Source organism: Trichocoleus desertorum AS-A10, assembly GCF_039962155.1.
In the GTDB taxonomy this organism is placed as follows: Bacteria; Cyanobacteriota; Cyanobacteriia; order FACHB-46; family FACHB-46; genus Trichocoleus.
In genome coordinates this window covers 134,944-161,566 of sequence record NZ_JAMPKN010000010.1, presented here as the reverse complement: position 1 = coordinate 161,566, position 26,623 = coordinate 134,944, and the positions used below count along the sequence as shown (strand labels likewise).

Here is a 26,623-nt window from a genome sequence, read left to right as displayed (position 1 = left end):
TCTCATTCACAACTTTAGTGATAGCAGCCAAATTTTCCAGCCGATTGAAGGAGAGTGGGTTGTCTGTGTTCCAACGCCTAAAGCAGGACTTAAAAAATGATCTGATTGCGGGGCTGCTCGTTGTCATTCCCTTAGCCACGACCATCTGGTTGACGATTACTGTTGCTAATTGGGTGATTAACTTTTTGACGCGCGTCCCGAAGCAACTCAACCCTTTTGACGGCTTTCACCCCATCCTAGTCAACTTCCTCAATTTTGCTGTGGGCCTAACGGTGCCATTGCTCTTGATTTTGGTAATTGGCTTAATGGCTCGAAATATTGCAGGACGGTGGCTGCTAGATTTTGGGGAGCGGTTGTTGCAGGCGATTCCGTTAGCGGGGGCCGTTTACAAAACGCTGAAGCAACTGCTAGAAACGTTGCTGAAAGATTCTAACAACCGCTTCCGCCGAGTCGTGTTGGTGGAGTATCCCCGTCGAGGAGTCTGGGCGATCGCCTTTGTCACCGGAGTGATCAGTGGCGACATTCAGGCGCACTTGCCTGGGTCGATGCTAGGGGTATTTATTCCCACCACTCCCAATCCGACGACGGGTTGGTATGCCGTAGTACCAGAAAACGAAGTAGTCAACCTGTCGATGTCGGTAGAAGATGCCTTTAAGGTGATTGTGTCGGGTGGCATTGTTAGTCCTACCTCCCAAGCGACATTGGCCTTGAAACCCACCAGCGATCGCCAACTAGAAACGCCTCTGCCCGAACCCCAATGGCAAGCCTTAACGCTGCCGCTCGAAGAGGAGTGAAGCAAGCGTTAAAGCGTTAAGATAGTCAAGCTGCTTCTGAACCTGGACAATTAACTCTCCATGCAAGCTCGCCGAATCGCTCGTGAACTTTCCCTGCTCAGCATTAGCCAGTTGCCTGCTAACCAGAGCCGACTGGACGACCAGCAACTCCAAAACATCATGCTGGCCGCTGTTCGTACGCTAACTACTGAAGTTCAGGAAACCCTAGAAACCGCAGCAGCAGAAGTGAAGCGGGGCAGCGATCGCCTGCTGAGTAGCGAAACGCGAGCGAGCGATGTCCAGAGTGCCAGAGCCATGGTCCAAGAAGCGCTGTATTTAGCTCAAACTGCAATTAATCGCGTCGGAATGGCAGTTGAGTTACCAGAACTGATTCAGTTGACGAATCAGAAAGAAGTTCGAGCTTATGCTCTGCAAGTGATTAGCACCTTAAATGCCAATACGGCAGCAGTTGATGAATTGCTAACTCAGTCTTTAGTTGATTGGCAACTCAATCGCTTAGCGCGGATCGATCGCGATATTCTTCGCATCGCTGTCACCGAAATCATGTATTTGGGCGTGCCAGACAAAGTTGCGATTAACGAAGCTGTAGAATTAGCAAAACGCTACAGTGGAAGCGAAGGACACCGCTTCATCAATGGTGTGCTACGGCGCGTGACAGAGCAAATCAAAACCAAATCTGTCTAAACTCCAAAGCAAAAACTTGGTCAGATTGAGTTGCTGCGAACTCAACTGAGCGTTCAGATTAGTTTTAAGCACAAACATTTTTCTTTACAGTTAGATGTATTGAGTAGATCTATCGAGATCTCGATATTTCCTTAGGTAGCAGTTTTAGGTAAATTGCAATGGTTTTCAATTGGTTCCGTCGGCAGTTTGACGATCGCTCGGAAAATTCTCAGGTTGACCAGACAGAAACAATATCAGAGCCATCTGAAGCGGAGCAGGTTGAGCCAGAGCAGAGTGAGCCAGAAGCAGCCGCAACTGCCACCGAAGAAGTGGCGGAAGATTATCTCAACTGGGCCAAAGCAGCTTACCAAAATATTCAAAAGCGACAGCAGGTTGAGCCAGAAGCAGCACCCGACGAAGTCGCTATCGAAGAACCCGCCACTGAGGAACCTGCAGCAGCTGAAGAATTTGTAGCAGAAGCACCCGAGGAACTCGCTACTGAAGAGCCTGTAGCTGAAGAGCTAGAAGTGCCAGAAGTCGCAGAGACCTTAGAGGAAGCCACTGCTGAAGATCCTATAGCTGAACCCGCGATCGCTCCAACTGCTGCTGAACTTACCGCCGAAGTCAGCGAATCTACACCAACTGAACAACCTGAAACTCCTGAGCAGCCTGAAGCTCCTGAGGAAGCGATCGCCGAGCCAATCGCAGCATTAGCATCGGAAGAAATAGAAGCCCCTGCGATCGCCCCAGAAACCATCCCTGTAGAACCTCTAGCAGTAGAAACATTAGAAGTAACTACAGAAGCATCAGAATCTACCGAAGCAGCACCGTTGCCCTTCTGGGCACAGGCGGAAACGGATCGGCAAGCGAGATTAGAGCGTCTCAAAGCCACCGCCATCGAAGCACCCGAACCAGAAGTTGCTCAGCCAACTGCCACAGTTCAAGAGGCTGTGCCTGAAATTGCCTTTGATGAAGGCTTCTTGTGGTCTGCTGAGGTGTTAGCCGCTCAAGGTCGCCGCCCAGACCAAATTTCGATTGAAGAAATCACTTGGCTGAAGCGATTACGCCAAGGGCTAGACAAGACTCGCCGCAGCTTGGTCAACCAACTCAAGGCGATCGTCGGACAAGGGCCGCTTAACCAAGACGCTGTCGAAGAAATTGAGGCGCTGTTGCTCCAAGCCGACGTGGGCGTAGCTGCCACAGACCGCATTATTGACTCCCTCCAGAAGAAACTGCGGGAAGAAGCACTGCCTCCGGATCAGGCGATCGCTTACCTGAAGTCGATCCTCCGCGATATGCTGGATCGGCCATTGGGCAAGTCCTACAACCCTACTTTTGCGCCCGAAAAAGATACCTTAAACATTTGGTTGATTACAGGCGTGAATGGTGCCGGTAAAACGACCACCATTGGCAAGCTAGCCCATTTAGCTCAGAAATCGGAGTACAACTGCTTAATTGCCGCTGCCGACACTTTCCGAGCCGCCGCTGTCGAACAAGTCAAGGTTTGGGGACAGCGTAGTGGTGTTGAAGTCATTTCCAACCCTGGACAAAATACAGACCCAGCAGCGGTCGTTTTCGATGCCATCGGTTCGGCTCAATCTAGAGGGACCGAGCTGTTATTAGTGGATACGGCTGGGCGCTTGCAAAACAAGAAAAACTTGATGGACGAATTGAGCAAGGTTCGGCGCATTATTGACAAGAAAGCAGGCGATGCCAAGATTGAATCTTTGTTGGTCTTGGATGCTACGTTGGGCCAAAATGGGCTACGCCAAGCCGAAGTATTTCTAGAAGCTGCACAACTGAGTGGGGTTGTTCTGACCAAGTTGGATGGCACCGCTAAAGGTGGAATCGCTCTGGCGGTGGTGCAGCAGTTAGGCCTACCCATTCGCTTTATTGGGGCGGGTGAGGGGATTGAAGATCTCAGACCGTTCTCTAGCTATGAGTTTGTGGAAGCGCTTCTAGCAGGTTGATTCACTCGCAAGTCACCTCAAAGAGATTGGCGCTGCTCAGGAACAATTCTGCTAGTATCAACAGATTCGTTAGAATTTATGCCAACTCTGCGCCAACTTTAATCCTGTTGGCGGAACTTACTGGTATTGAGTTGATTCTTGTACCAAGCACTTAACCTTGGTTAAACATCACACTATTTTTTAGCAAACTAGATTTGTAGTGAACTAGATGCTTTACAAATTCTCATCAGTTTGCTGACTTTAAACCAGTAAAACTAGAGCGCAAATTCTGTAAATAGTGATAAGCTGTCTCTCCAGTAATTTGTTCAAATTGCAGGTAGAGAATTTATCTTCTTTCACCTGTTGACGTTCAACTTTTCGGTTCTCAATGACAACTTAACATTGCGCTAATGACTGCTGTGCCTGTTCCTCGACAGCCCTCCCAACCCTCTGACCGCACCAGTGGCGGCACCTCCCCCGATATGACGCCAGTTTTCGCTCTGAAGGAACTGGTGGCGCGGTTGCATCGGGAACAGCACAAAATCCAAGACTTGTTAAGCTCGCTCAGCTTTGCTCTACGGAGCTTCAATAACTTAAACCAGTTTCTAGAGCTGATTCCGCTGATGGCGAGTCGGGTGACTGATGCGGATGGTGGAGCCTTAGTACTGTTCAAACCCAATGGACAGATGCGGCTAGAGCGGCTGCATTGTCAGGACAGCCGCCAGTGCCACGATATTCGTAAAGCGCTAGAAACCGCGACCCGTCAGTTAGCCGCTGCCGCTGCCACACCCGGAGGCGCGATCGCCCCTGCTAAAATGACTGCGGCTCTCGACCATCAGGTCAGTCATTACTTAGGGCCAGATGTGCATTTGTTTGGCACCGCGATTCTGGTCAAAAATGCTGAGCGGGGTAGACTTTACGTTTTTAGCCGAGCTGTGGATTATGCCTGGACAGAAACGCGGCAAAAATTGGTACGCTTGGTGGCTGACCAAACCGCTGTGGCGATCGAAAATGACGAACTCACGGTAGAGCTACGCAAAAAAGAAAGGCTCGATCGCGAACTAGAAATTGGGGCAGAAATTCAATTACAGCTCTTGCCACGCCAGTGTCCCAAAATTCGAGGCGCAGAACTGGCCGCTCGTTGTCAAACGGCGAATCGAGTTGGAGGTGATTATTACGATTTCATCCCCATTCCTCACGCTCGTTTGCGCTCGGTCAAAACAGGTAGTGGCGAAGCGGGCCGTTGGAGCGTCTCTATTGGTGACGTCATGGGGAAGGGCGTGCCCGCTGGTCTGATCATGACCATGCTACGGGGCATGCTGCGGGCAGAAGTATTGAATGGGCACTCTCCCGCGCGGATTCTGCAACACCTGAATCAAGTCATGTATGCAGATTTGGAAAATTCCAATCGGTTCGTGACTCTGTTTTACTCGGAGTATGATCCGCAGACGCAGATGCTGTCCTACAGTAATGCCGCGCACAACCCGCCGTTGCTTTGGCAAGCCTCAACCGACTCGATTAAGCGCTTAGACACTCTGGGCATGCTGATCGGCTTAGATGCAGATACCCATTACCAAGATGGTCAAATCCAGCTACAGCCGGGGGATACGCTGATTTACTACACCGATGGTTTTACCGACGCAGCTAACCGTAGTGGCGATCGCTTTGATGAAGACAATCTAACTCGTGCCTTCCACTGGGCTTGTGGTCATTGCGAAAGCCCCCAAGAGATTCTGGAGCATTTGTTTGCCCAAGTGCAGCAGTTTATTGGAGCAGGCAATCGCAACGGTGATGACATGACTTTGATTGTCATGCAAATCAACTCGCCAGATTAATCGCGATTTTTACTTTACAAGTGCCAAAAATCTGCGACTCTATTGTTACGTGCTAATTGCAGTAGTAAAGCTGCTGGGATGCACCAAAAGACTGCGATCGCTTGCTACGGATTAGCCTTTTAGTCTTAAACCTTTTAGTAGTCCCAACATTTGATGAGGAGATGGTAGCAATGGTCATCCACGTAATGCAGGACATGACAACTTGGTTGAATCACACCACACATTGGGGTGACTGGCTCCAGCAAGGCTTAGCTTGGCATGTCCCTCATGACTGGACAATATTGGCCAAACAATATAACCAAGACATTTTGGCAGATATGCAGAAGGGATTTAACAACTTTGTAAAAACAGGCCAAGTGTGGGCTTTATTAATCGGAGTTATTTTGGGCTACATGATTCGCAGTATGACTTCCTATTAAACTCACCTCTAAGCCGTGATTTAGATAAATTTTTGCCTCCTAGATTGGCCTTCGATGCTGGTAGCTCGGACTGCATTTTAGGAGGCATCGCTCATATCAAGATGAGTTTTCGACGCTGTTGATTGAATTCAGGAAAACAACCTTGGATACGGAACTGCCGCCCCAACCTGCTGCTAGCTCCCAAACTTGGAGTCAGCGATTTGAAACTGCGCTACACCCAGCGATCGCTCAATTCAATGCCAGCATTGGCTTTGATATCGAGTTAGTAGAGTATGACTTGACTGGGTCGCAGGCTCACGCCCAAATGCTGGCTCACACAGGCATTATTACCCCAGACGAAGGGGATCAACTTGTAAAGGGGCTGGATCAAATTCGGCAAGAATATCGCCAAGGTTTCTTCAGCCCAGGTATTGATGCCGAAGATGTACATTTTGCGGTTGAACGTCGCCTAACGCAAATTTTGGGGGATTTGGGCAAAAAGCTGCACACTGCGCGATCGCGGAACGACCAGGTTGGCACTGACACTCGGCTTTACTTACGAGACCAAATGCAGGAGATTCGCGCTCAAGTGCGGGAGTTCCAAACGGCTTTGTTTCACCTAGCCGAGCAGCATGTAGAAACTTTGATTCCTGGTTACACCCATTTGCAGCGGGCTCAACCGATTAGTTTGGCGCATCACCTGATGGCGTACTTCGAAATGGCACAGCGCGATTGGGAGCGGCTCGGAGAAGTGTATCGCCGGGTGAATGTGTCGCCCTTAGGATGTGGGGCATTAGCAGGAACCACCTTCCCGATCGATCGCCACTACACCGCTGAACTACTCAACTTCGATGGCGTTTATGCGAATAGTTTGGATGGCGTCAGCGATCGCGACTTTGCGATCGAATTTCTCTCGACTGCCAGCTTGATCATGATGCACCTCAGCCGTCTGTCGGAAGAAGTGATTCTCTGGGCTTCGCAAGAGTTTAGCTTCGTCACCCTCAAAGATAGCTGTGCCACAGGCTCCAGCATCATGCCCCAGAAAAAGAACCCCGACGTACCAGAACTGGTGCGGGGCAAAACTGGGCGAGTCTTTGGGCATTTACAAGCCATGCTGGTGCTGATGAAAGGCTTACCTTTGGCTTACAACAAAGACTTGCAAGAAGATAAAGAAGCTTTGTTTGATGCGGTCAAGACTGTCCGAGGCTGTCTAGAAGCTATGACCATTTTGCTGCAAGAAGGGATAGAATTCCGCACTTCTCGCTTAGCCGAAGCAGTAGCAGAAGATTTCTCCAATGCCACAGATGTCGCCGATTATCTGGCGACCAAAGGCGTGCCTTTCCGCGAAGCTTACAACTTAGTCGGCAAAGTGGTGCGGACTTGCTTAGCCGCCAACAAGCTGCTCAAGGACTTGAGTTTAGACGAGTGGCAAACTCTGCATCCTGCCTTTGAAGCAGATATATATCAGGCGATCGCACCTCGTCAAGTCGTCGCAGCCCGCAACAGCTATGGCGGCACTGGGTTTGAGCAAGTGAGACAAGCGATCGAAAATGCCCGACAACGGCTGCGTCAGGATTAATGCCCTCCCCTCATACAGTTTCACCTCGTAAATAGTGTCTATGTCTCTCCAGGTTGGTGATCTTGCACCAGACTTCAGTTTGCTGGATACGCACGGCAATTTAGTCCGCTTGTCAGACTTGAGAGGCCAGCGAGTTGTGTTGTACTTTTACCCGCGAGACAACACTCCCGGCTGCACCAAAGAAGCTTGCGGCTTTCGGGATGCCTACTCGGATTATGAGTCCCAAGATGTAGTGATTTTGGGCATTAGTACCGATCATGCGAAGGCACACGCCAAATTCACGACGAAATATCAGTTGCCCTTTCCCTTACTGTGCGATGAAGATGCCACAGTAGCCCAAGTGTACGGCAGCTATGGGTTGAAAAAGTTTATGGGCAAAGAATTCGTGGGCGTACATCGTCACACGTTTGTGATCGGCTCAGATGGTACGATTGAGAAAATTTACCGCAAGGTGAAACCGGAATCTCATGCCACAGAAATTCTGGCTCACTTGCTTGGGTGAAGACTGTAAGAATGGGTGCGTGGTTTAATTGCATCGACTTTCGGCTTCCATTGTTCTGCTCGTATGACAGCCCTGCTTTATGCGTCGGTTCTGGCATTTGATTCAAACCATACTGGGATTGATCTTCCGACACCCCATTATTGGTACGAGTATTATCCCGCTCCTGCCTGACGGTCGAATTGTCCTGATTCGACGGCAGGACAATGGGAAATGGGGATTACCTGGTGGCATGGTGGACTGGGGAGAAGATATCCCTACTACAGTTGAGCGGGAGTTGGCGGAAGAAACAGGTCTGGAACTAGTCAAAATTCGACGGTTAGTGGGAGTTTATTCTGCACCCGATCGCGATCCCAGAATCCACTCAGTCTGCGTAGTTGTGGAAGCTGAAGTGCAAGGAACAATGCAGGCACAAGACACTCTAGAAGTGATGGAAGTACAGGCTTTTGCCACCGACGCTCTGCCCTTAGGTAACCTATCCCACGATCACGATCGCCAACTTCAAGATTATTTGAATGGGCTAACAACACTGGCCTAATACTAAGGATGAGGGAGGAAGGAGGAAGGATGAAATTGTTTGCAACGCCTTTGTTATTCCTCTCAATTGCCATGAAGAATGAAATTGAATTGACTTACGACACTGCCGTAATCTAAGGATGAAAGTTAGGCCCATTCATCCCTCACCCTTCCTGTTTCATCCTTCTTCCCTCATCCTTCCTCCTTGATTAAGATGTCTCTACCGCTGCGTAATTCTCGATTGAAGCTGTCTCAAGGGCAAATTTTCTGGCGTGAAATTGGTCAGGGAGCAGCGCTGGTATTTCTGCATGGCTCTTGGAGTGATAGCAGTCAATGGGTGCCAGTAATTGAGCAGTTGGGAAAGGAGTACCACTGTTTTGTACCTGACTTATTGGGATTTGGTGATTCGGAGCGACCAAAAGTCCATTATTCGATTGAGTTGCAAGTCGAGATGCTGGCAGAGTATCTAGAAAGTTTGCGTTTGCGGCAAGTGTATCTAGTCGGTCATTCTCTGGGGGCTTGGGTGGCGGCGAGTTATGCCCTGAAGTATCTAGAGCAGGTACGTGGCTTGGTACTGTTGGCTCCGGAAGGAATTCAGGTGCAGAAGCTGGGGCGGCGTTGGTGGTGGGCTAGGTGGTTAATCTCTCAACCCCCCCTGCCATTTTGGTTGCTGCGATCGCTGTATCCCATCGCACCTCTATTAGGTCTGCAAAAACGGGTTGAACGTGCTCTCCAATGGCGAAAACAACTGCTGAAATCTCCTGTTGCTTGTCGCTTACTATTTCAACGCCGACGAGGTGAAATCCAAGCAGAGCAGTTGCAGGGGAGGCTTGATTGGCTCAAGGTTCCGGTCATAGTATTGCAAAGTGAACAAGATACGTTTGCAGCCAAACTACTCAGCCAAACTTATACCGAGCTAACACCCACTGCGAACTGGCGAATTGTGCCGCAAGGTGGCGTAGAACTACCACTCACAGCCCCAGCAGCCGTCGCTCAGGAAATTCGAGATTTCATCTCATCCTCTTCAAGCTGAAGCTGATTCAGCGCGACAAGCCCTCATGCCCCAAAAAATGAGGTTGGGGTCAACGGTAACTTGAGCGGCTAGTTGAGGATGTTGGCTTTGCAAATAATGGTGTAGCAGTGCGCGATCGCCCCCCGTGATCACCACAGCGCTAGCAGGAAACTCCTGCCGCCAAGCTTGGACAAAATCCACCACTCCCGCCAAAACCGTGTAGATAATCCCGCTAGCGATCGCGTCTTCCGTATCATTGGCCCAGCGCTTTGGTAACGTTTCGGGTAAGGCGATCGCAGGTAGAGCAGCGGTTTTCTGAGCCAGCGATCGCACTTGTAAACTCAGTCCTGGCAGAATCGCACCGCCTACTAGCTGTCGTTGTGCATTGCCGCCTGTAAAGGTGAGTGCTGTGCCCGCATCAATCACCAAAGTAGGCCAACCGTACACTTCTCCCGCTCCCCATAAAGCCAAGGCGCGATCGATTCCTAGAGTGGGATAGCTGTGCTCTAGCAGAATCTGTTCGAGCGTGAGGATTTGTAGATGAGGATAACCTTGCCAAATGGCGATTTGGTCTGGAACGACAGAGGCTAAGACAATCGGTAATTCATCAAGGTTCTCTTCTCTCGATCGCCTAACTGCCCTCTCCCTACTACTAAGTGAAGCTCTTTCTAAAATCCCCTCCAAATTTGGGGGGCTAGGGGGGTCAGAGTTTACCAAATGCTCACTATCCCAGGTTGATTGCAATTGGTCTCCATCGAACCAAGCCCAATGCAACCGAGAATTGCCAATCATCAAAGCGAGCCAGCTCTTATCCACAAGCGATTAGGTATAAATACATATAGAATTGCTTAACTTACCTATCAGGTCTTTCAACCCAGCTTTTTAAATCAACGTGTGACAATAGGGAAAGGCGATCGCCTCAGCCAGGTTTGACGAGGAGATTTTACATGGTAGTGCTGACTGACCGGGCTCAACGTAGATTGACAATACAAACGAGCGAAATTGCTGCGGAAACCACCACGATTCGCTCATTAGATTGGGACCGCGATCGCTTTGACATCGAGTTTGGTCTGAAGAATGGCACGACCTACAACTCCTTTGTCATTAAAGGCGAAAAGATTGCGCTGGTCGATACGTCTCATGAGAAGTTTCGCCAACTCTACTTAGAGACGCTGACTCAGGTCGTAGACCCAGCCAAAATCGATTATTTGGTGATTAGCCATACGGAACCCGACCACAGCGGCTTAGTACGGGATGTCTTGGCCTTAGCTCCCCAAGCGACGGTAGTGGGTTCCAAGGTAGCGATTCAGTTTCTCGAAGATTTGGTACACCAACCGTTTAAGCGGCAGATTGTTAAAAATGGCGATCGCTTGGATTTGGGCAATGGTCACGAATTGGAGTTTGTGATCGCGCCCAATCTGCACTGGCCTGACACCATCTTCAGTTACGACACCAAAACGCAGATTCTCTTCACCTGCGATGCTTTCGGCATGCACTTCTGCGACGATCGCACCTTTGACGAAGACTTGAGCGAGATCGAAGCCGATTTTCGGTTCTATTACGAATGCTTGATGGCTCCCAATGCCCGCTCGGTGCTGTCTGCCCTGAAGCGCATGGGTGAACTACCAGAAGTGAAGCAGATTGCCACTGGACACGGGCCGCTGCTGTACTACAACGTGGCGGAGTGGGTCGATCGCTACCGCAACTGGAGCCAAGCCAAAGCCAAGTCAGAAAAAACTGTGGCGGTGTTCTACGTATCTGACTACGGCTACAGCGATCGCCTCTCGCAAGCGTTGGCACGGGGTATTACCAAAACGGGTGTCGCTGTCGAAATGATGGATTTGAAATCGGCAGATCCGCAAGAAGTACAAGAACTGGTGAGTCGCTCGGCAGGTTTAGCGATCGCTACTCCCCCTGTATCGGGGCCAGCCGCAGCCACCGCTCAAGCCGCTCTTGGTACAGTCTTAGCCGCTGCGAAAGACAAGCAAGCCGTGGGGATTTTTGAATCCTACGGCGGCGAAGATGAACCTGTTGATCCCCTCTTGACACGGTTCAGAGAGTCGGGCTTGACCGTAGCCTTCCCAGCGGTGCGGATAAAAGACACGCCCAACGAGTCGGTTTACCAGCTCTGCGAAGAAGCAGGGACTGACTTAGGCCAGTGGCTGACTCGCGATCGCGCTATCCAACAGATGAAGTCGCTCAACAGCGACCTTGACAAAGCTTTGGGACGGATCAGTGGCGGTCTGTACATCATCACTGCGAAAAAAGGCAATGTCGGCGGGGCGATGTTAGCCTCCTGGGTAGCCCAGGCCAGCTTTACTCCGCTTGGCTTCACGATCGCAGTTGCGAAAGATCGGGCGATCGAATCTCTAATGCAAGTGGGCGATCGCTTTGTCCTCAATGTATTGGAAGAAGGCAATCACCTGGGATTAATGAAACACTTCCTGAAGCGATTTCCACCAGGGGCCGATCGCTTTGCTGGAGTGAAAACACAACCTGCTCAGAACGGTTCACCCATTCTTACTGAAGCGCTGGCTTACCTAGAGTGCGAGGTCAGCAGCCGTATGGAGTGCAACGACCACTGGATCGTTTACAGCACGGTGCAAGAGGGACGAGTTTCTAATCCTGATGCCCTCACAGCTGTGCACCATCGCAAAGTGGGCAACCATTACTAGACCTAACCCCAACTACTTCCCTGGCAGGGAAGGGGAGAAAGATAGAACGACTTAAAGCCCCTTGCCTGTAGGAGAGGGTTGGGGAGAGGTCAACTTGAATGACCCGAAAGGAGGTTTCGCCAGGTTGACAAAGACATTAAAGTGAGGCAAAGAGAGTGATGCTACGATAAGAGCACTCGGACAGGTGGACTATGAACGTCGATGAAACGCGGGTTTTGAGCGCGCTAGAACGGAGACCGCTCACCGTAGAAAACTTAGCTCATGCCTTGGGTTGCCCGATCAGCGAAATGCACGAAGTTGTGCAGCAGCTCTGGCAGAAAGGTTACATTGACACCAGCCGAGCGACCGCTGAAAACCATCACGGTCATGGTCAGTGGCTCATGAGTCAGTTGCTGCCTTGGGGACACCCGCAAGCTCCAGTGGCAATTCACTCCAACTCTAAAACCTACTTCATCCTGACCTCGAAAGGACATTTACATTTACACCCTATCTTGTCTCTGAATCAGGAAGCGTGAGTGAATTGATGGATTGGTTGCCCTGGCTCTCAGTGTTAGCAATTCCAGGGGTGATCAATATTGCAGTGGCATTTAAACAGCTAGCAGATGACTGCAAATTCCTCCCTTTTTTTGAGCCTTTCAAAACTGGGGGAGTTTGGGTGTGGGCAGCCGCCCAGTTTTTGGTTCCTTGTTTCCTGTTTTGGATGACCACTTCGATGTCAACTCGACCCACAATCGACTGGGCCTTGGTGAGCCAAGCGCTAGGTTTTGGTGTGGGATTTGTCACATTGATGAATGCTCGGACTGACACGGGCTTTTTTACGTTAGACATCAAGATTATCTACGCCCGGTTGATTCGCGTCGCCTACGCCTTGATTGCTTCCAAAGAAACAGGTCGCACCGCCGCCTTTTGGACCGATGTGGAACGGATCTTAAATCTTTGCCCTGACCTCACTGATGGAGTTGATTTTTTAGAAAATTACTTTAGAAATGATGTGTCACTGACCGCAGAGCAAAAGACAAATCGCCAAGAAAAATTAGATGCGGTTTTAAAGAAAAATTCCCGCGCGGCGCAAGCCGAAGCTATTCTGGCGCTGATGGATGTTAGACGCGCAGATTTGCCAAACATGCTGCTGCGCTTTGGCTGTAGTCCCAATTTTCTCAAGCAACATTTTCCCAAAGCGAGAATCTATGGTGGAAACTAAACCCAGAGACGTACAAATCTTACCGATCGCCCTGGATACAACCGCTTTGCGATCGCGCAGTTGGACTCGTCTCCGCTTTGAGATTGAGTACGCCCGACAGCGAGGCACCACAGCCAACTCTTTCCTGGTTCGTGGGGACCAAACTGCTCTGATTGATCCACCGGGTGAGTCATTCGCAGAAACCTATCTCACCGAGTTAAAGAAGCGGCTGAATCTGAAGCAACTGGATTATGTAATTCTGGGGCACGTCAACCCTAACCGAGCGATCACGTTGCAAGCCTTGCTCGACATTGCGCCCCAAATTACCTTTGTTTGTTCCAATCCAGGGGCGATCGCTCTCCGCAAGGCGCTAGGTGAACAAGACCTCAATATTCTGGTGGTGCGTGGAGAAGAAACCTTAGATCTGGGTCAGGGGCACCGTTTACAATTTATCCCCACGCCTAGCCCCCGCTGGCCCGATAGTCTCTGCACCTACGACCCCAAAACCCAGATTCTCTACACCGATAAATTCTTTGGGGCGCATGTCTGTGGTGACCAAGTGTTTGATGAAGGCTGGACCGTCTTCAGTGACGATCGCCGCTACTACTACGACTGTTTGATGGCTCCTCATGCCCGTCAAGTTGAGACAGCGCTGGATAAGCTAGCTGATCTAACAGTGAAGTTCTACGCGCCGGGACATGGGCCTTTGGTACGCTATGGCCTCACAGAACTAACCCATAACTACCAGCAGTGGAGCCAACAGCAGAAGTCGCAAGAACTTTCAGTGGCACTGCTGTACGCCTCGGCCTATGGCAACACTGCAACTCTGGCTCAGGCGATCGCGCGAGGCATTACCAAAGCAGGTGTTGCCGTAGAATCCATCAACTGCGAAATTGCTGAACCGGGTGAAATCCAAGCAGCGGTGGAGAAGTGCGCCGGATTCATCATGGGTTCGCCCACCTTGGGTGGTCATGCTCCTACCCCGATTCAAACCGCACTAGGAATTGTGCTCTCTACGGCAGCTAAGAACAAACTCGCTGGAGTGTTTGGTTCTTTTGGTTGGAGCGGGGAGGCGATCGACCTGATCGAAGGTAAGTTTAAGGATGCTGGATTTACCTTGGGTTTTGAGACGATTCGGGTCAAGTTCAAACCCACGGAAGTCACAATCAAAATGTGCGAAGAGGCGGGCACTGACTTTGCCCAAGCGCTGAAGAAAGCCAAAAAGGTACGAGAGCCGAGACAACCTGCGACCTCATTGGAGCAAGCGGTAGGCCGAATTGTCGGTTCGCTTTGCATCGTTACTTCCAAGCAAGAAGAGGTGGCGAGTGCGATGTTGGCTTCCTGGGTATCTCAAGCCACCTTTAGCCCGCCAGGTTTGACTGTGGCTGTGGCAAAAGAGCGGGCGATCGAATCCTTGATGTATCCCGGTAGCCGCTTTGTACTCAACGTTCTGGCGGAAGGCAACCACATCGGTTTAATGAAGCAATTTCTGAAGCCGTTCGGTCCTGCGGAAGATCGCTTTCTGGGGGTAGAAACAGAAACCGCTAGCGATGGTGCCCCTATCCTCAAAGATGCACTGGCTTATATAGAATGCCGCATCGAAAACCGGATGGAATGTGGCGATCATTGGTTGCTGTACGCGATCGCAGATAACGGCAAAGTCCTGCAACAGTCTAATGCCCTCACCGCCGTCCACCACCGCAAAACTGGCACCCATTATTAAACGCGTTTGCTGGTGAACCGTAAGGTGCGTGATTCACACACCTTATTTTGTTTGAAAGAAAGTATTGAATTTGAGCGATCGCCAAACAGATTCTAAAATGTTGGTAATTAGCGATCGCTCTCATGCTAAATACTGTGTGGTTCTTGTGGAGAAGTATCTATTACAGGCTCCAAAGGCGTGTTTCTAATATTAATTTCTATCGCTTGAATATAACGTCTTAAATAAACTAAGAGCGCATAGATAAAGACGAGTACACCTGACATTTCTAAAGCCTCTTCAATCGTTGTTAGTAGTGCATAAGTAAAGTTATCTTGCCCGTGAAAAGTAGTGTATTGGCCAGCAATCATTTCCATACCTAATGCACCGCTCAAATAGAGAAATGCTGCTAAGAAAAAAGAGCGTCGTGTTTTAGTAGGAAGTTGGATCAAAAACTTCAAAAATCTTAGCCCTAAAAAAGCAACGAGCAGTCCATAGGGAATCACCCAGGCAAAATAAAGAATCCCTCTTGTGCCTAGACTCGTACGTAGGGGAAGAATTAAAAGTTCATGCAGCCTCGCTGCTTCATCTATTGATAGAAATAAGAAAACCGCAGATAGAGCGCTCCAATCTTTAGAATTAGGAGTTGTTTCTTTAGGTTGGGCTTGAGCAATAATTGCTAACAAAACTGAGCAGGCCAGAAGAGAAATTGAGGCATACCAAGTAGGAATATTTCCCTCTTTATCAACATTAAATAGTCGGACAATTCCAAATAAATTGCCATGTCCTAAAACGTGAGTAGAGAAGCTACCCGCTAAACTTGCTAAAAGCAACACCCCAATCACACCAGTGAGAAGGAGTGCAACTCGTTTGGGAGAAATAATGAACATGAGTAATTAATAGTGTGATCTACAACTTGCAGAAGGCGATCGCAGGCAAATTTCCCGACTCAGCCACCAGTGAGGTCAGAAAATGGCTAAACAACTGCCCTAGAGTCCATGAGTAAATTCAACAGTCAATCAGTTGAGGCACCTTGACGTTGGATTGAGCCTGCCATACAGCTCCAAAGGGAATTAGCTAGCTCGACAGTGATTAAGCTCTGATTAAACCAAGTTTAACTGCAAGTTAAGAGTCTGTTTCTATACAAAAAGAGGTACCTCTATGCAAAAAGAGGTACCCCTACTTCTATCTCTAGATACAAAGTGGCAGAAGAGTTGATTAACTGTTCTATGCCGTGGTTTTTACGCTCAGCGGCAAATTCTACATCCGTTTTTCTAAATATTGACCAATCATCTGCTGCTCGCCCGCACGGGAAATGATGGTTTGGCGAGTGCGATAGTTGTCACCCACCAGCTTCAGTTCTTCCTCAAACATCGAACCGTCGTATTCAGTCTTGAGGCAAAGAGTTTGAGGGGTTGAGAAGTGGTATTCCGCTTTCACAGGTTTGACTGTGGCGAAACCGCGATCGCGATACAGAATATTGCCAGCGGCCCCAAACAGCGTTGAACCTTTAGATTTCTTGCGGCCTGAGACGGACTCTCGGCTCTCCCAAGTAACGTGGGCTCCGCAACTAAGGCTGACTGCATCACTCAATTCATGCAAGGCTGCCAAGCGTGCCAGTTCATCGCAACCTGCTTCTAAGAAGCGAATGGTGATAAAGCTTACCATTTCTTGCGTCTCTCCTTCGGGAAGCGTGTAGTAGCGCCGTTCCGATCGCCACTGACCCTCCGATTTGCGGAAAAACTCAGCGATCAAAGATTCCTCTGTCGTTTTTGCAAACTGTAGAAGTGGTGCCACCGGAATCAGTCCCCTTACGAAGTACGGTAAAATTTATTTACTGTTCTTAATATTACTTATCATAGCCCTTCTAGGTGAACAAGTTTGTAACTGATGCTCCTATGGTGAAAGACACTTCGGTTGTTGTCATCCGCTGCCAGCCAGAGTTTACCTAGATTACAAGCTTTATATCCTGTGAGGGAGCGATCGCAAAACCTGCTCTTGATAGACTGCTTGATAGAGCAATAGCCCTGCTTATTCTGTATCCACAACAAAAAAGCCCACTGTTACGGGCTTGACAAATTAAATTTTTGGGCCTTGAGATTGAGGTGAATTTATCGAGTTGTCAGGGCGATCGCATTGAGCCTGAGTGAAGTCATGCCGTAGCCTATGGAGGACTTGATGACCTCTCGCCCTGACATACTAGGTTTAGCCTAGGTTGACTTTAACGACTTTGTTTTTCTCTCCATCAACTTTGGGCAAGGTTAAAGTCAGAACACCATTCTTGAATTCTGCTTCTACTTGCTCGTTCTTAACCCGGTTGGGGAGGGGGATGACACGCTGGAATTGACCATAACGAAATTCCGAGCGAATCATGCCTTTTTCTTCCGTTTTAGTTTCAGATTTCCGCTCACCTCGGATAGAAACAGCCTCAGCAGAAACTTGTACGTCTAGATCTTGGGCTTCTAGCCCAGGTATTTCAACTTTGAGTTGAATTGCGTCACCTGTTTCATAGATTTCTGCGGCTGGGATAAAAGGAGTTCTAATATTAGTTAAATCTCCTTCATCTCCATTAGCTAGGCGATCGAAGAGCCGATTCATTTCTCGTTGTAAGCTATTAACTTCGCGGAAGGGTTCCCAACGTACGAGTGCCATATGTCTTACCTCCAATACTTGATGCAGGGGAGCGAGACTGCAACTAGCTCATTGATTCAACCTTGTTAAGCTCTGCTCTGTAGAGGTTCTAGCTAGTTCATCTAACTCTCTCTAAGTATCAAAATAGCGAGTTAAAAAGTTTAGGTCGTTCGGTTCTTTCCCAAGAAGTGATCGCAATTACCGCACTGCAAGAGGCAGATTCTTTCAACTTTGTTGGTAGTCAATCGAAGGGTATTGTGGCGAATGAAAATGTTTAAAAAAGCAGGTGTTTGAATGACTCGCGATCGCTGGTTTTTAGGATTTCCTTACTAAGATTTAGTAGTGATCCTGAGTTAATGTTCAAGCAATAAATCACGAAGTTACAACTTATGTAAGGTTATGTGAAACTTTTGCGGATTGATTGCTCACTTGATAGAAAATAACGATACTTGCTTTAACAGCATGATCCCCATTTTTTAAGCTTTATGCGAATTGGCAATCGACCGCCCCAATCGGAAGCAGAAACGCGAACTCGGATTCTGCAAGCTGCTCAGCGATTATTCTCGCGCCAAGGTTACGACGGTACGACCACGCGAGATCTAGCTCAAGCGGCGGGGGTAGCAGAGGGGACGCTGTTTCGGCACTTTTCCAATAAGAAGGCAATCTTGATTGAAGTTGCCACGCAGGGATGGATAGAGATCCTGACGGATTTGCTGACCGAGCTGAGCGAAATGGGCAGCTATAAGGCCGTGGCCCAAGTGATGCGACGACGGATGCTGAACCTGCACCAGAATATGGACATGCTGCGGGTTTGCTTTATGGAAGCGCAGTTCCACCCCGATTTGCGCGATCGTATTCAGTTAGAAGTGGTCGATAAGATGACGGATGTGGCGGAAGCCTTTTTCCAGACTGCAATGGATCGCGGTGTTTATCGCCCCATGAATCCCAGAATAGTAGCTCGTATCTTCTTGGGCATGTTTACGATCGCGGGTTTTAGTCAAGATACTGTGATGGGTGAGAAGGCTTCACCCAAAGCTATGCAGGAAATGGCCGAAGGTTTAGCCGATATTTTCCTCAACGGGGTTTTGGTTAAAGAGTAGAGCTGCTACGGTCTAGTTATGCAAATTCCTAGCAATTCTGAAGCGCTTGCCAATGCCTTGCGCGATCGCCGTCAGCGCTTAGCCGCTTTGTTGGATGGCCCTGTGGTCCTGTGGTCTGGTGGCCGCAGTTCTCGTAACTTTCCCGCCAACGTGTACCCATTTCGGGCCAGTAGCCACTTTCTCTACTTTGCAGGCTTACCGCTGGAAAACGCAGCGATTCGGCTAGAAGCAGGGAAGCTGGAACTATTCATCGATGAAGGTACGCCTGCGAGCGCGCTCTGGCACGGCTCCACCCTGACTCGTGACGAGATTGCTACAGCCATTGGTGCGGATGCTGCGGTTCCCTTAGCCGATTTAGGGATGCGATCAACTGGCGCGGCGACAATTCCGGTGCAAGATGCAGCCACTCGCCAGCAACAGGCGCAAATTCTGGAGCGATCGCTTCCTCCTGCCAATCAGCTCATGGGGATTGATTTGGCGCTAGCTCAGGCGATCGCAATTCTGCGCCTCACTCATGATCCTGAGGCGATCGCGGAGTTGAAGAAAGCAGCGGTGGCAACAGTGAATGCCCATCGTGTGGGGATGGCAGTCACCCCCGGTGCTAAAACCGAAGCGGCAGTCCGAGCTTCAATGGAAAGCGTGTTTGTGGCGCAGAATATGACCTGTGCTTACAACAGCATTGTCACGGTCCAGGGTGAGGTGCTGCACAATGAGCAATATCACCATGCTCTGAAGCCAGGAGATTTGCTCTTGGCAGATGTGGGGGCAGAAACGACGAGCGGCTGGGCCGCAGATGTCACCCGCACTTGGCCTGTTTCCGGTAAGTTTTCACCCACGCAACGAGTCCTCTATGAGGTGGTTCTGGCAGCTCACGATATTTGCATTGCCAAGCTAGAACCCGGAGTAGAGTATCGCGACATCCACCTCAGCGCCGCCTTGATCATTGCTGCAGGTCTACTAGATTTAGGTATTTTGCGCGGCAAACCTGAAGATCTCGTCGCGATGGATGCTCATGCACTGTTCTTCCCCCACGGTGTGGGCCACATCTTGGGCTTGGATGTGCATGATATGGAAGATTTGGGTGACTTGGCAGGATATGAGGCAGGGAGAACACGCAGCGATCGCTTTGGTCTCTGTTACCTCAGGCTCGATCGCCCCTTGCGTCCGGGAATGCTGGTGACAATTGAACCCGGTTTCTATCAAGTGCCTGCAATTCTCAATGACCCCGAACGGCGATCGCGCTACAAAGATGTGGTGAACTGGGATCGCTTGGCGCAGTTCGCTGATGTGCGCGGCATCCGAATTGAAGATGATGTATTGGTGACGGAATCAGCTTCTGAGGTGTTAACGGCAGCGCTTCCCACAAAAGCAGATGCGATCGAACAATTGGTGACAGGGGAATAAACAGGGCGATCGGGCGATCGAAGTGTCATCAACTGCGCTCGGCTCACCCAATGATCAAATGTGTGGGGATTTGGATCAAGGAATTAGCTAAACAGAGGCATTCCTTGAAGGTATTTTGAGAGCAGCATTGACGCAGGCAATATCCCGTAGGACCAGACATTCATTGAAACAACCGTAGAGGCGAGTTGAGGACGAAGTTTTGGCATTAATAGCGAAAGAATCCAGCCTTCAACAATCAGATTAAACAAAAATCCAATTAGCAATAAACCTGCAATGGGTGGTAAGAGCACATCTGGTTCTTTAGAAGTCTCAACAATGCGGTCTAGAGCCAAACTACCGTAGCTCATCCCAAGCAATAAGATATAAACGCCTATTTGCCCCAAACCTTTGGTTAGCCCTAGAAAGTATCCTGTTCGGCGGCAAAACGTGGTCAGCATTAGCCCTAATATGACACCTTGGAATGCCAAAGTTATAAAACCGAAGGCACTGGCCCAAAGGATATTACTGTTCCAAATACAACGGCAATCAACCCGCCAATATTGACTAGTAAAGATAACCCAAAAGATTTGAGCCACCCCACTGACTCCTGATAGTGCAAGATTGCTGATTCAATCAGAAGGCTCAGCAGCAGAGGCAACCCGTAAAAAATCGCTGCAACACCTAGAGGAAATGCAAGTAAAATCACAGCACCTTCAGAACCACCTCCACAAGCTAAAACGGGCAAGGCAGTTGCTGCAACTAGTATCAATGCACCTACTAGGGTTTTGATACTCGGAATAATGGGGCGACACAACAATGCCGTTAAGGTGTTTTTTGTAACAGTAGATTGCATGAGTGAATTTCTGGAATGGGTGGAGAGGTGAATACCTAAACTTCCCCCTTAGTAAGGGCTGAGCAAGGCGATCTCAACCCTAAACAACTTCTATACTGACTTCTGTGATTTCGGACAAGTATAAAAGCTTCTAAGCACGTTTCAAGCATAAAGTTTGATTGCTGATTGGAAGGCGATCGCTTTTCTAACTGGAGGAGGGGCGATCGCAGATGGGATTTCCGCACTGGTTGTCTATGTCAGGCATTCGTTACAGTGAGGGGTATATAGATAATGCCAAAGAAATAAAAGACAACCTATGAGTGCAAGTGCCACCCTCACCCAAAACCCCTTGCTGATTGGTAAAGGACTTCCCCCCTTTGATGCCATCAAGCCAGAGCATGTGGTTCCAGCCATCACCCAACTGCTGCAAGAGCTAGAGCAAGAACTGGTGACTCTAGAAGCGAATGTGCAGCCGACTTGGAGCAGCTTGGTCGAACCTCTCGACCGTTTGAGCGATCGCATGGGTTGGAGTTGGGGGATCGTTGGGCACCTGATGGGGGTGAGAAACAGCCCAGAGATGCGGGAAGCCCATGAAACCATGCAGCCTCATGTGGTGCAGTTTTGGACCAAACTTGGTCAAAGCAAACCTGTCTATGAAGGCTTCAAAGCGCTGCGCGATAGTGATGCTTGGACTAACTTAGAACCTGCTCAAAAACGGATCGTCGAAGCTGCAATTCGGGAGGCGGAGCTGTCTGGTGTCGGGTTAGAAGGCGCAGCCAAAGAGCGCTTCAATGCCATTCAAATGGAAATGGCAGAGCTATCTACTCAGTTCTCTAACCACGTGTTGGACGCCACCAAAGCCTTCAGCATGACGCTGACCACCCCGGAAGAAGTGGACGGGTTACCTCCTAGCTCGCTGAGTCTGGCTGCCCAAGCTGCCCGTGCCGCTGGAGAAGAAAATGCCACCGCAGAAAATGGCCCTTGGCGGATCACCCTCGACTTCCCCAGCTACGGCCCCTTCATGCAACACAGCACTCGCTCCGATTTGCGTGAAAAACTCTATAAAGCCTTCGTCAGCCGCGCTTCAGAGGGTGACCTCGACAATAAACCACTGATCGATCGCATCCTGACCTTACGGAAAGAGCAAGCCCAACTGCTCGGCTTTGATAACTATGCTGAACTCAGCTTAGCCAGCAAGATGGCTCCCAACGTGGCGGCGGTGGAGCAGTTGATGGAAGAACTGCGTCAAGTGAGCTACGATGCCGCGGTTAAAGATTTGGCTGACCTGAAAGCTTATGCTGCCTCCAAAGGAGAATCCGGCGAGCTGAAGCATTGGGATGTGAGCTATTGGGCTGAGCGTCAGCGGGAAGAAAAATTTGCCTTCAACGACGAAGAACTGCGCCCTTACTTCCCTTTGCCCCAAGTTCTAGATGGTTTGTTTGGTCTCGCCAAGCGTCTATTCGGCGTCACCATCACCGCTGCCGATGGTCAGGCTCCGGTGTGGCACGAAGACGTGCGTTACTTCCAAATTTCGGATGAGTCGGGAGAGGCGATCGCGTACTTCTACCTCGATGCCTACAGCCGTCCTGCTGAGAAGCGTGGCGGTGCCTGGATGGATGATTGCGTCAATCGGGCCAAGCTGAGTGTGGAAGGGAAAGCCAGCACTCGTCTGCCTGTGGCTTACTTGGTGTGCAACCAAACGCCTCCCATTGATGGCAAGCCTAGCCTGATGAACTTCCGCGAAGTGGAAACGCTGTTCCATGAGTTCGGTCACGGTCTCCAGCACATGCTGACCAAAGTCGATCACTCTGGAGCCGCTGGCATTCGCAACATCGAATGGGATGCTGTGGAGTTGCCCAGCCAGTTCATGGAGAATTGGTGCTACGATCGCGCCACTTTATTCAGCATGGCGAAGCACTACGAAACGGGCGAAACCCTGCCAGAGCATTACTACGACAAGCTTGTGTCAGCGCGTAACTACATGAGCGGTAGCAGCATGTTGCGGCAACTCCACTTCAGCTTGCTCGACCTTGTCCTCCACGCCCACTATCAACCGGGTGGCAGCGAAACGGTGCAAGATGTGCGTCAACGTCTCGCTGAGACTACAACCGTGATGCCACCGCTCCCCGAAGATGACTTCCTCTGCGCGTTTGGTCACATCTTTGCAGGCGGATATGCGGCTGGATACTACAGCTACAAGTGGGCGGAAGTCCTTAGCGCCGATGCTTTTGCAGCTTTTGAAGAAGCAGGATTAGAGAACTCAGAGGCGATCGCAGATACAGGCAAGCGCTTCCGGGAAACTGTCCTAGCCCTGGGTGGCAGCCAACACCCGATGGAAGTCTTCAAAGCCTTCCGGGGTCGGGAACCCAACACCGAGCCACTCCTCCGTCATAGTGGTTTAGTGGCGGCGTAGTCTAAATCTAGTTAAACTTCTGGCAAATCAAATTTTTTAGATTTTTTGATGCTGCTAGCAGTCTATTGTTTCTCTTGAATCGAAGAGGGGTATCTATAGGTTAGATGCCCCTCTTCTCCGTATTTACCGGAATATCTAATCGAAAAACCGTCAAACAGCCGATCGAAATTCAGCTAATTTCACCGTCTCAGCCATCGATCTTTCAGATGAGACTAGAGCTAAAGCAAGCGAGATCTGTAATCCAGACTGGCTGAGCGACAAAACTTAGCAGTGGCAGAAGGTGGGCAACCTTGGTAAGTCAAGCTCTTGATAATCAATCTCCGAAAACCTCAAGTATTAAAATGGCCCTGCCAACTTCCTCTGGTAAGCCCAGCCTTTGGTCAAACATGCAGCCCAAATGGTGGAAGGAGAGCCACCAGCTTTCTGCTTCCAAGCAACAAACAGCGGCTTTGCGGCGAAAAACTCTGTTGGCGGTTAGCTTGACGCTCACTAGTTTGCTAACTGTCTTGTATGCCGCCTCATCCACTGTCTTGATGAGTAGCTTGCGTAAAGCAGAAGAACAAGATACTCGCTTAGCTTTGCATGGTGTCCTCGATACCATTGCTGGGACTGAAAATGACTTTAGCGGTCGGTTTACAGATTGGTCTGCTTGGGATGACACCTATAGGTTTGTAGAAGATGCTAATCCGCAATACATCAAAGCCAATCTAATTGCAGAGCAGCTCTCAGCTTTGAAAGTCAATGCAGTTGCTTTCGTCAACACAGCCAATCACATTGTTTACGCGACAGGCTTTGATATAGGCAAGCAGCAAAAAACCTTGCTACCCCTCGCACTACAGCAACAGCTATTTCCTGGAAGTGCACTCCTACAAGCTTTGCCACCAGGTGAGTATCGTCAAGGGCTGGTCTTATTGCCCAATGGACCAATGCTAGTGACGGCTCAACCAATTTTGCCTAGTAATGGAAAAGGGCCTAGACGGGGGACGGTCATCTTTGGGCGCTATTTAGATCTAGCCAAGGTGAACCAATTCACCCAGATCACGGGCTATCCGATCACGATTCATCGGATTGACTCGGCCCAACTCCCATCTGATTTTGCTTCGGCACGAGCCGCTTTATCTCTTAAGAACCCGTCGCTAGTGCGCCCTCTGAACCAGGAAAAGGTGGCGGGCTATGCGTTGGTGAACGATATTTATGACCAGCCTGCCTTACTCGTGCGAGTTGAGTTAACTCGCAGCATTTATGAACAGGGGCATCGGCCTCTGTTTTACTTAGTTATCTTCTTGGTGGTGATTGGTCTGGTTTTCGGAGCTATTACTCAACTGTTGTTAGAAAAGCTAATTTTGTTTCAGCATGAGTGCCAAGAACGGGAGGCTCGCTATCGAGCGGTGGTGACTCAAGCGTCAGAAGGGATTTTTCTGATTGATGCTCAGACAAAACAGTTTTTGGAAGCTAATGCGTCCTTTTTGCAACTGTTAGGCTACAGCGTTTCGCAACTCCTAGAACTCACCCTTTATGATGTTGCTGTTCTAGAGCGCGCGGCGCTAGACCAAGCCATGCAGCCTTTGCTGCAAGGAGAAACCCATCTCGCTAGCCAGCAACAGTACTGCGATCGCTGGGGCGGTCTGGTGCATGTAGAGGTGAATGCCAACTTGATTGCCTATGCGGGTAGAGAAGCTTTTTGTATGGTGGTGCGAGATATCACTGAGCGTAAGCAGGCTGAGGATGCCTTGCGCGAGAGTGAACAACGTCTAGCTTGGCAGGCCAGCCATGATGCCTTAACTGGACTCGCCAACCGCCGAGAATTTGAGCGGTGTCTAGAGCAAGCCATTACCAGTGTCTCGACGCAAAGCCAACAACATTACCTGTGTTACCTCGATTTGGATCAGTTCAAAATCATTAATGATACTTGTGGTCACCGAGCTGGAGATGAGTTACTGCGCCAGATTGCAGCGACCCTACAAGCTCAAGTGCGATCGACCGATATCTTAGCGCGGTTAGGCGGAGATGAATTTGGTCTGCTCCTGTATAACTGTCAACTCGACCAAGCGCTCAAGATTGCTAATGCCTTGCGTTGGAGTTTGCAAGAGTTCCGGTTTCTCTGGCAAGGGCAAACCTTTAGCTTGGGGGTGAGCATCGGTTTGACCATGATCGACCAGAAAGAAGCCGATCTCAATAGCGTTCTTAGTGCGGCTGATGCTGCTTGCTACGCCGCCAAAAGCCGAGGTCGTAACCGCGTTCACCTTTACCAAGCCGACGATATGGAGTTGGCAAAACAGCAGGGAGAAATGCAGTGGGCGGTCCGCATTACTCAGGCTTTAGAGGAAGACCGTTTCTGCCTTTATTACCAGCCGATTGTGGCAACTCAGCAGGCCCAGCTTCAGGAAGAGCACTACGAGGTTTTGCTGCGGCTCCGGGATGAGACCGGTAAAGTAGTGCCGCCAATGGCATTTCTGCCAGCTGCGGAACGCTATAACTTGATGCACTTAATCGATCGCTGGGTGATTCGCACGTTGTTTGCGGCTCAAGGGCAACATTACCGTGCCGCTTGGCAGCGTTGCCAATCTGCTCCCGATCGCTGCCTTTATGCAATTAACCTCTCAGGGGCGAGTATCAATGACGATCAATTCATCGATTTTCTTCATGAGCAATTTGCGCTGCATCAGGTTCCACCTCAAGTCATCTGTTTTGAAATTACAGAAACAGTAGCGATCGCCAACTTGAACAAGGCAATCCAATTGATGCGCGAACTGAAGCAGTTAGGGTGCCGCTTTGCGCTTGATGATTTTGGTTCTGGTATGTCTTCATTTGCCTACCTGAAGAGCTTGCCCGTAGACTACCTTAAGATTGATGGCAACTTTATTAAAGATATTCTAGAAGACCCAACGGACATGGCTATGACAGAAGCCATCAACCAAGTGGGACACGTCATGGGCTTACAAACTATTGCTGAGTTTGTTGAAAACGATCGCATCTTTGAGGTGATTAAAGCGCTGGGAGTAGACTACGCTCAAGGTTACGGCATCGCCCACCCTCGGCCTTTTTCTACCGATCCCACCTCAGAGGCATAACTAATGAGCGGGGGTTCGCGATCGCTGGCGCTATGGACTATCAAATTTTACAGGTCACTGTTTTGCTTGCTACTGAGATGGGATCAAAATCAATCTAAAATTTTGAAGATTAAACCCAAAAAGATGCTTAATTCAACAAAGGCAGCTCTTAGAACTTGAACTAAATAGCGATCGTAGCCTGCTAAGATTCGGTCCTGAGAAATACGTAACGTTGTTGACTGTTTGGAGTTAAATCCATCCTCAAGAATGATTAATGTCAGCAAGAGCCCGGCCTATCCTAAAACAACTCCTGGCCTGAGGACCTGAACCGAAACTGAATTACATGCTCATCAATGCTATTCAGCTTGCAGTCATGCCTTTAACCCAGACCAGTCTACAACAGTTGTAAATGAAT

General features: G+C 49.6%; 23 protein-coding genes. 17 read left to right on the top strand and 6 right to left on the bottom strand.

The window, feature by feature from the left end:
• Positions 1 to 65: 65 nt before the first annotated feature.
• The 9 genes from NDA01_RS15390 to NDA01_RS15350 all read left to right on the top strand — a co-directional run bounded on the left by NDA01_RS15390 (position 66) and on the right by NDA01_RS15350 (position 9,266).
• Complete coding sequence (locus NDA01_RS15390) at positions 66 to 794, top strand: DUF502 domain-containing protein (RefSeq protein WP_190432413.1); 729 nt, start codon at positions 66 to 68, stop codon at positions 792 to 794.
• Positions 795 to 854: 60 nt separating this feature from the next.
• Positions 855 to 1,478 (top strand): transcription antitermination factor NusB, encoded by a 624-nt coding sequence (gene nusB / locus NDA01_RS15385; RefSeq protein ID WP_348228615.1) that lies wholly within the window; start codon positions 855 to 857, stop codon positions 1,476 to 1,478.
• A 158-nt stretch (positions 1,479 to 1,636) separates the two neighbouring features.
• Complete coding sequence (gene ftsY, locus NDA01_RS15380) at positions 1,637 to 3,427, top strand: signal recognition particle-docking protein FtsY (RefSeq protein ID WP_348228614.1); 1,791 nt, start codon at positions 1,637 to 1,639, stop codon at positions 3,425 to 3,427.
• A gap of 389 nt (positions 3,428 to 3,816) precedes the next feature.
• Entirely contained in the window at positions 3,817 to 5,241 is a 1,425-nt protein-coding gene (locus NDA01_RS15375; protein WP_348228613.1) for a GAF domain-containing SpoIIE family protein phosphatase, read from the top strand.
• A 170-nt stretch (positions 5,242 to 5,411) separates the two neighbouring features.
• Positions 5,412 to 5,660 carry a hypothetical protein gene (locus tag NDA01_RS15370; RefSeq protein ID WP_348228612.1) on the top strand — a complete coding sequence of 83 codons (249 nt, stop codon included), beginning with the start codon at positions 5,412 to 5,414 and terminating at the stop codon, positions 5,658 to 5,660.
• Positions 5,661 to 5,802: 142 nt separating this feature from the next.
• Positions 5,803 to 7,218 (top strand): argininosuccinate lyase, encoded by a 1,416-nt coding sequence (gene argH, locus NDA01_RS15365; RefSeq protein ID WP_431193417.1) that lies wholly within the window; start codon positions 5,803 to 5,805, stop codon positions 7,216 to 7,218.
• 40 nt (positions 7,219 to 7,258) lie between these two features.
• On the top strand, positions 7,259 to 7,720 hold the full coding sequence (gene bcp, locus NDA01_RS15360) for a thioredoxin-dependent thiol peroxidase (RefSeq protein WP_348228611.1): 462 nt from the start codon (positions 7,259 to 7,261) through the stop codon (positions 7,718 to 7,720).
• 79 nt (positions 7,721 to 7,799) lie between these two features.
• On the top strand, positions 7,800 to 8,255 hold the full coding sequence (locus tag NDA01_RS15355) for an NUDIX hydrolase (RefSeq protein ID WP_348228610.1): 456 nt from the start codon (positions 7,800 to 7,802) through the stop codon (positions 8,253 to 8,255).
• Between the two features lie 192 nt (positions 8,256 to 8,447).
• The gene (locus tag NDA01_RS15350; RefSeq protein ID WP_348228609.1) at positions 8,448 to 9,266 is read left to right on the top strand and encodes an alpha/beta fold hydrolase; all 819 of its coding nucleotides are present in this window, start codon (positions 8,448 to 8,450) and stop codon (positions 9,264 to 9,266) included.
• Here the strand turns inward: NDA01_RS15350 and NDA01_RS15345 are convergent.
• Positions 9,258 to 10,061: a pantothenate kinase gene (locus NDA01_RS15345; protein ID WP_348228608.1), complete on the bottom strand. Its 804-nt coding sequence runs from the start codon at positions 10,059 to 10,061 to the stop codon at positions 9,258 to 9,260. The two genes, NDA01_RS15350 and NDA01_RS15345, sit on opposite strands and share 9 nt — an antisense overlap.
• A 131-nt stretch (positions 10,062 to 10,192) precedes the next feature.
• Between NDA01_RS15345 and NDA01_RS15340 the strand changes: the two genes are divergently transcribed.
• The 4 genes from NDA01_RS15340 to NDA01_RS15325 all read left to right on the top strand — a co-directional run bounded on the left by NDA01_RS15340 (position 10,193) and on the right by NDA01_RS15325 (position 14,823).
• Positions 10,193 to 11,920: a diflavin flavoprotein gene (locus NDA01_RS15340; protein WP_348228607.1), complete on the top strand. Its 1,728-nt coding sequence runs from the start codon at positions 10,193 to 10,195 to the stop codon at positions 11,918 to 11,920.
• 191 nt (positions 11,921 to 12,111) lie between these two features.
• Entirely contained in the window at positions 12,112 to 12,435 is a 324-nt protein-coding gene (locus tag NDA01_RS15335; protein WP_190432428.1) for a helix-turn-helix domain-containing protein, read from the top strand.
• Between the two features lie 8 nt (positions 12,436 to 12,443).
• Positions 12,444 to 13,121, top strand: coding sequence for a hypothetical protein (locus NDA01_RS15330; RefSeq protein WP_348228606.1), 678 nt, complete (start codon positions 12,444 to 12,446; stop codon positions 13,119 to 13,121).
• The gene (locus NDA01_RS15325) at positions 13,108 to 14,823 is read left to right on the top strand and encodes a diflavin flavoprotein (RefSeq protein ID WP_348228605.1); all 1,716 of its coding nucleotides are present in this window, start codon (positions 13,108 to 13,110) and stop codon (positions 14,821 to 14,823) included. Before NDA01_RS15330 ends, NDA01_RS15325 begins: the two co-directional genes overlap by 14 nt.
• Before the next feature lie 125 nt (positions 14,824 to 14,948).
• Here the strand turns inward: NDA01_RS15325 and NDA01_RS15320 are convergent, their stop codons facing one another.
• The 3 genes from NDA01_RS15320 to NDA01_RS15310 form a co-directional block, all read right to left on the bottom strand.
• Positions 14,949 to 15,689 (bottom strand): DUF8692 domain-containing protein, encoded by a 741-nt coding sequence (locus NDA01_RS15320; protein WP_348228604.1) that lies wholly within the window; start codon positions 15,687 to 15,689, stop codon positions 14,949 to 14,951.
• A 370-nt stretch (positions 15,690 to 16,059) separates the two neighbouring features.
• Positions 16,060 to 16,596, bottom strand: coding sequence for a phycobiliprotein lyase (locus NDA01_RS15315; protein WP_348228603.1), 537 nt, complete (start codon positions 16,594 to 16,596; stop codon positions 16,060 to 16,062).
• A 408-nt stretch (positions 16,597 to 17,004) separates the two neighbouring features.
• Positions 17,005 to 17,451: an Hsp20/alpha crystallin family protein gene (locus NDA01_RS15310; RefSeq protein ID WP_348228602.1), complete on the bottom strand. Its 447-nt coding sequence runs from the start codon at positions 17,449 to 17,451 to the stop codon at positions 17,005 to 17,007.
• Positions 17,452 to 17,915: 464 nt separating this feature from the next.
• Between NDA01_RS15310 and NDA01_RS15305 the strand changes: the two genes are divergently transcribed.
• A complete protein-coding gene (locus NDA01_RS15305) occupies positions 17,916 to 18,530 on the top strand; it encodes a TetR/AcrR family transcriptional regulator (protein ID WP_190432438.1) in 615 nt (204 codons plus the stop codon).
• 18 nt (positions 18,531 to 18,548) lie between these two features.
• Positions 18,549 to 19,934 (top strand): aminopeptidase P family protein, encoded by a 1,386-nt coding sequence (locus NDA01_RS15300; RefSeq protein WP_348228601.1) that lies wholly within the window; start codon positions 18,549 to 18,551, stop codon positions 19,932 to 19,934.
• Between the two features lie 83 nt (positions 19,935 to 20,017).
• Here the strand turns inward: NDA01_RS15300 and NDA01_RS15295 are convergent, their stop codons facing one another.
• Positions 20,018 to 20,371, bottom strand: coding sequence for a hypothetical protein (locus NDA01_RS15295; protein WP_348228600.1), 354 nt, complete (start codon positions 20,369 to 20,371; stop codon positions 20,018 to 20,020).
• 32 nt (positions 20,372 to 20,403) lie between these two features.
• Positions 20,404 to 20,766, bottom strand: a complete 363-nt coding sequence (locus NDA01_RS15290) for a hypothetical protein (protein ID WP_348228599.1) — start codon at positions 20,764 to 20,766, stop codon at positions 20,404 to 20,406.
• A 295-nt stretch (positions 20,767 to 21,061) separates the two neighbouring features.
• Between NDA01_RS15290 and NDA01_RS15285 the strand changes: the two genes are divergently transcribed.
• A complete protein-coding gene (locus NDA01_RS15285; protein ID WP_348228598.1) occupies positions 21,062 to 23,158 on the top strand; it encodes a M3 family metallopeptidase in 2,097 nt (698 codons plus the stop codon).
• Between the two features lie 386 nt (positions 23,159 to 23,544).
• A complete protein-coding gene (locus NDA01_RS15280) occupies positions 23,545 to 26,229 on the top strand; it encodes a bifunctional diguanylate cyclase/phosphodiesterase (RefSeq protein ID WP_348228597.1) in 2,685 nt (894 codons plus the stop codon).
• Positions 26,230 to 26,623: the final 394 nt, after the last annotated feature.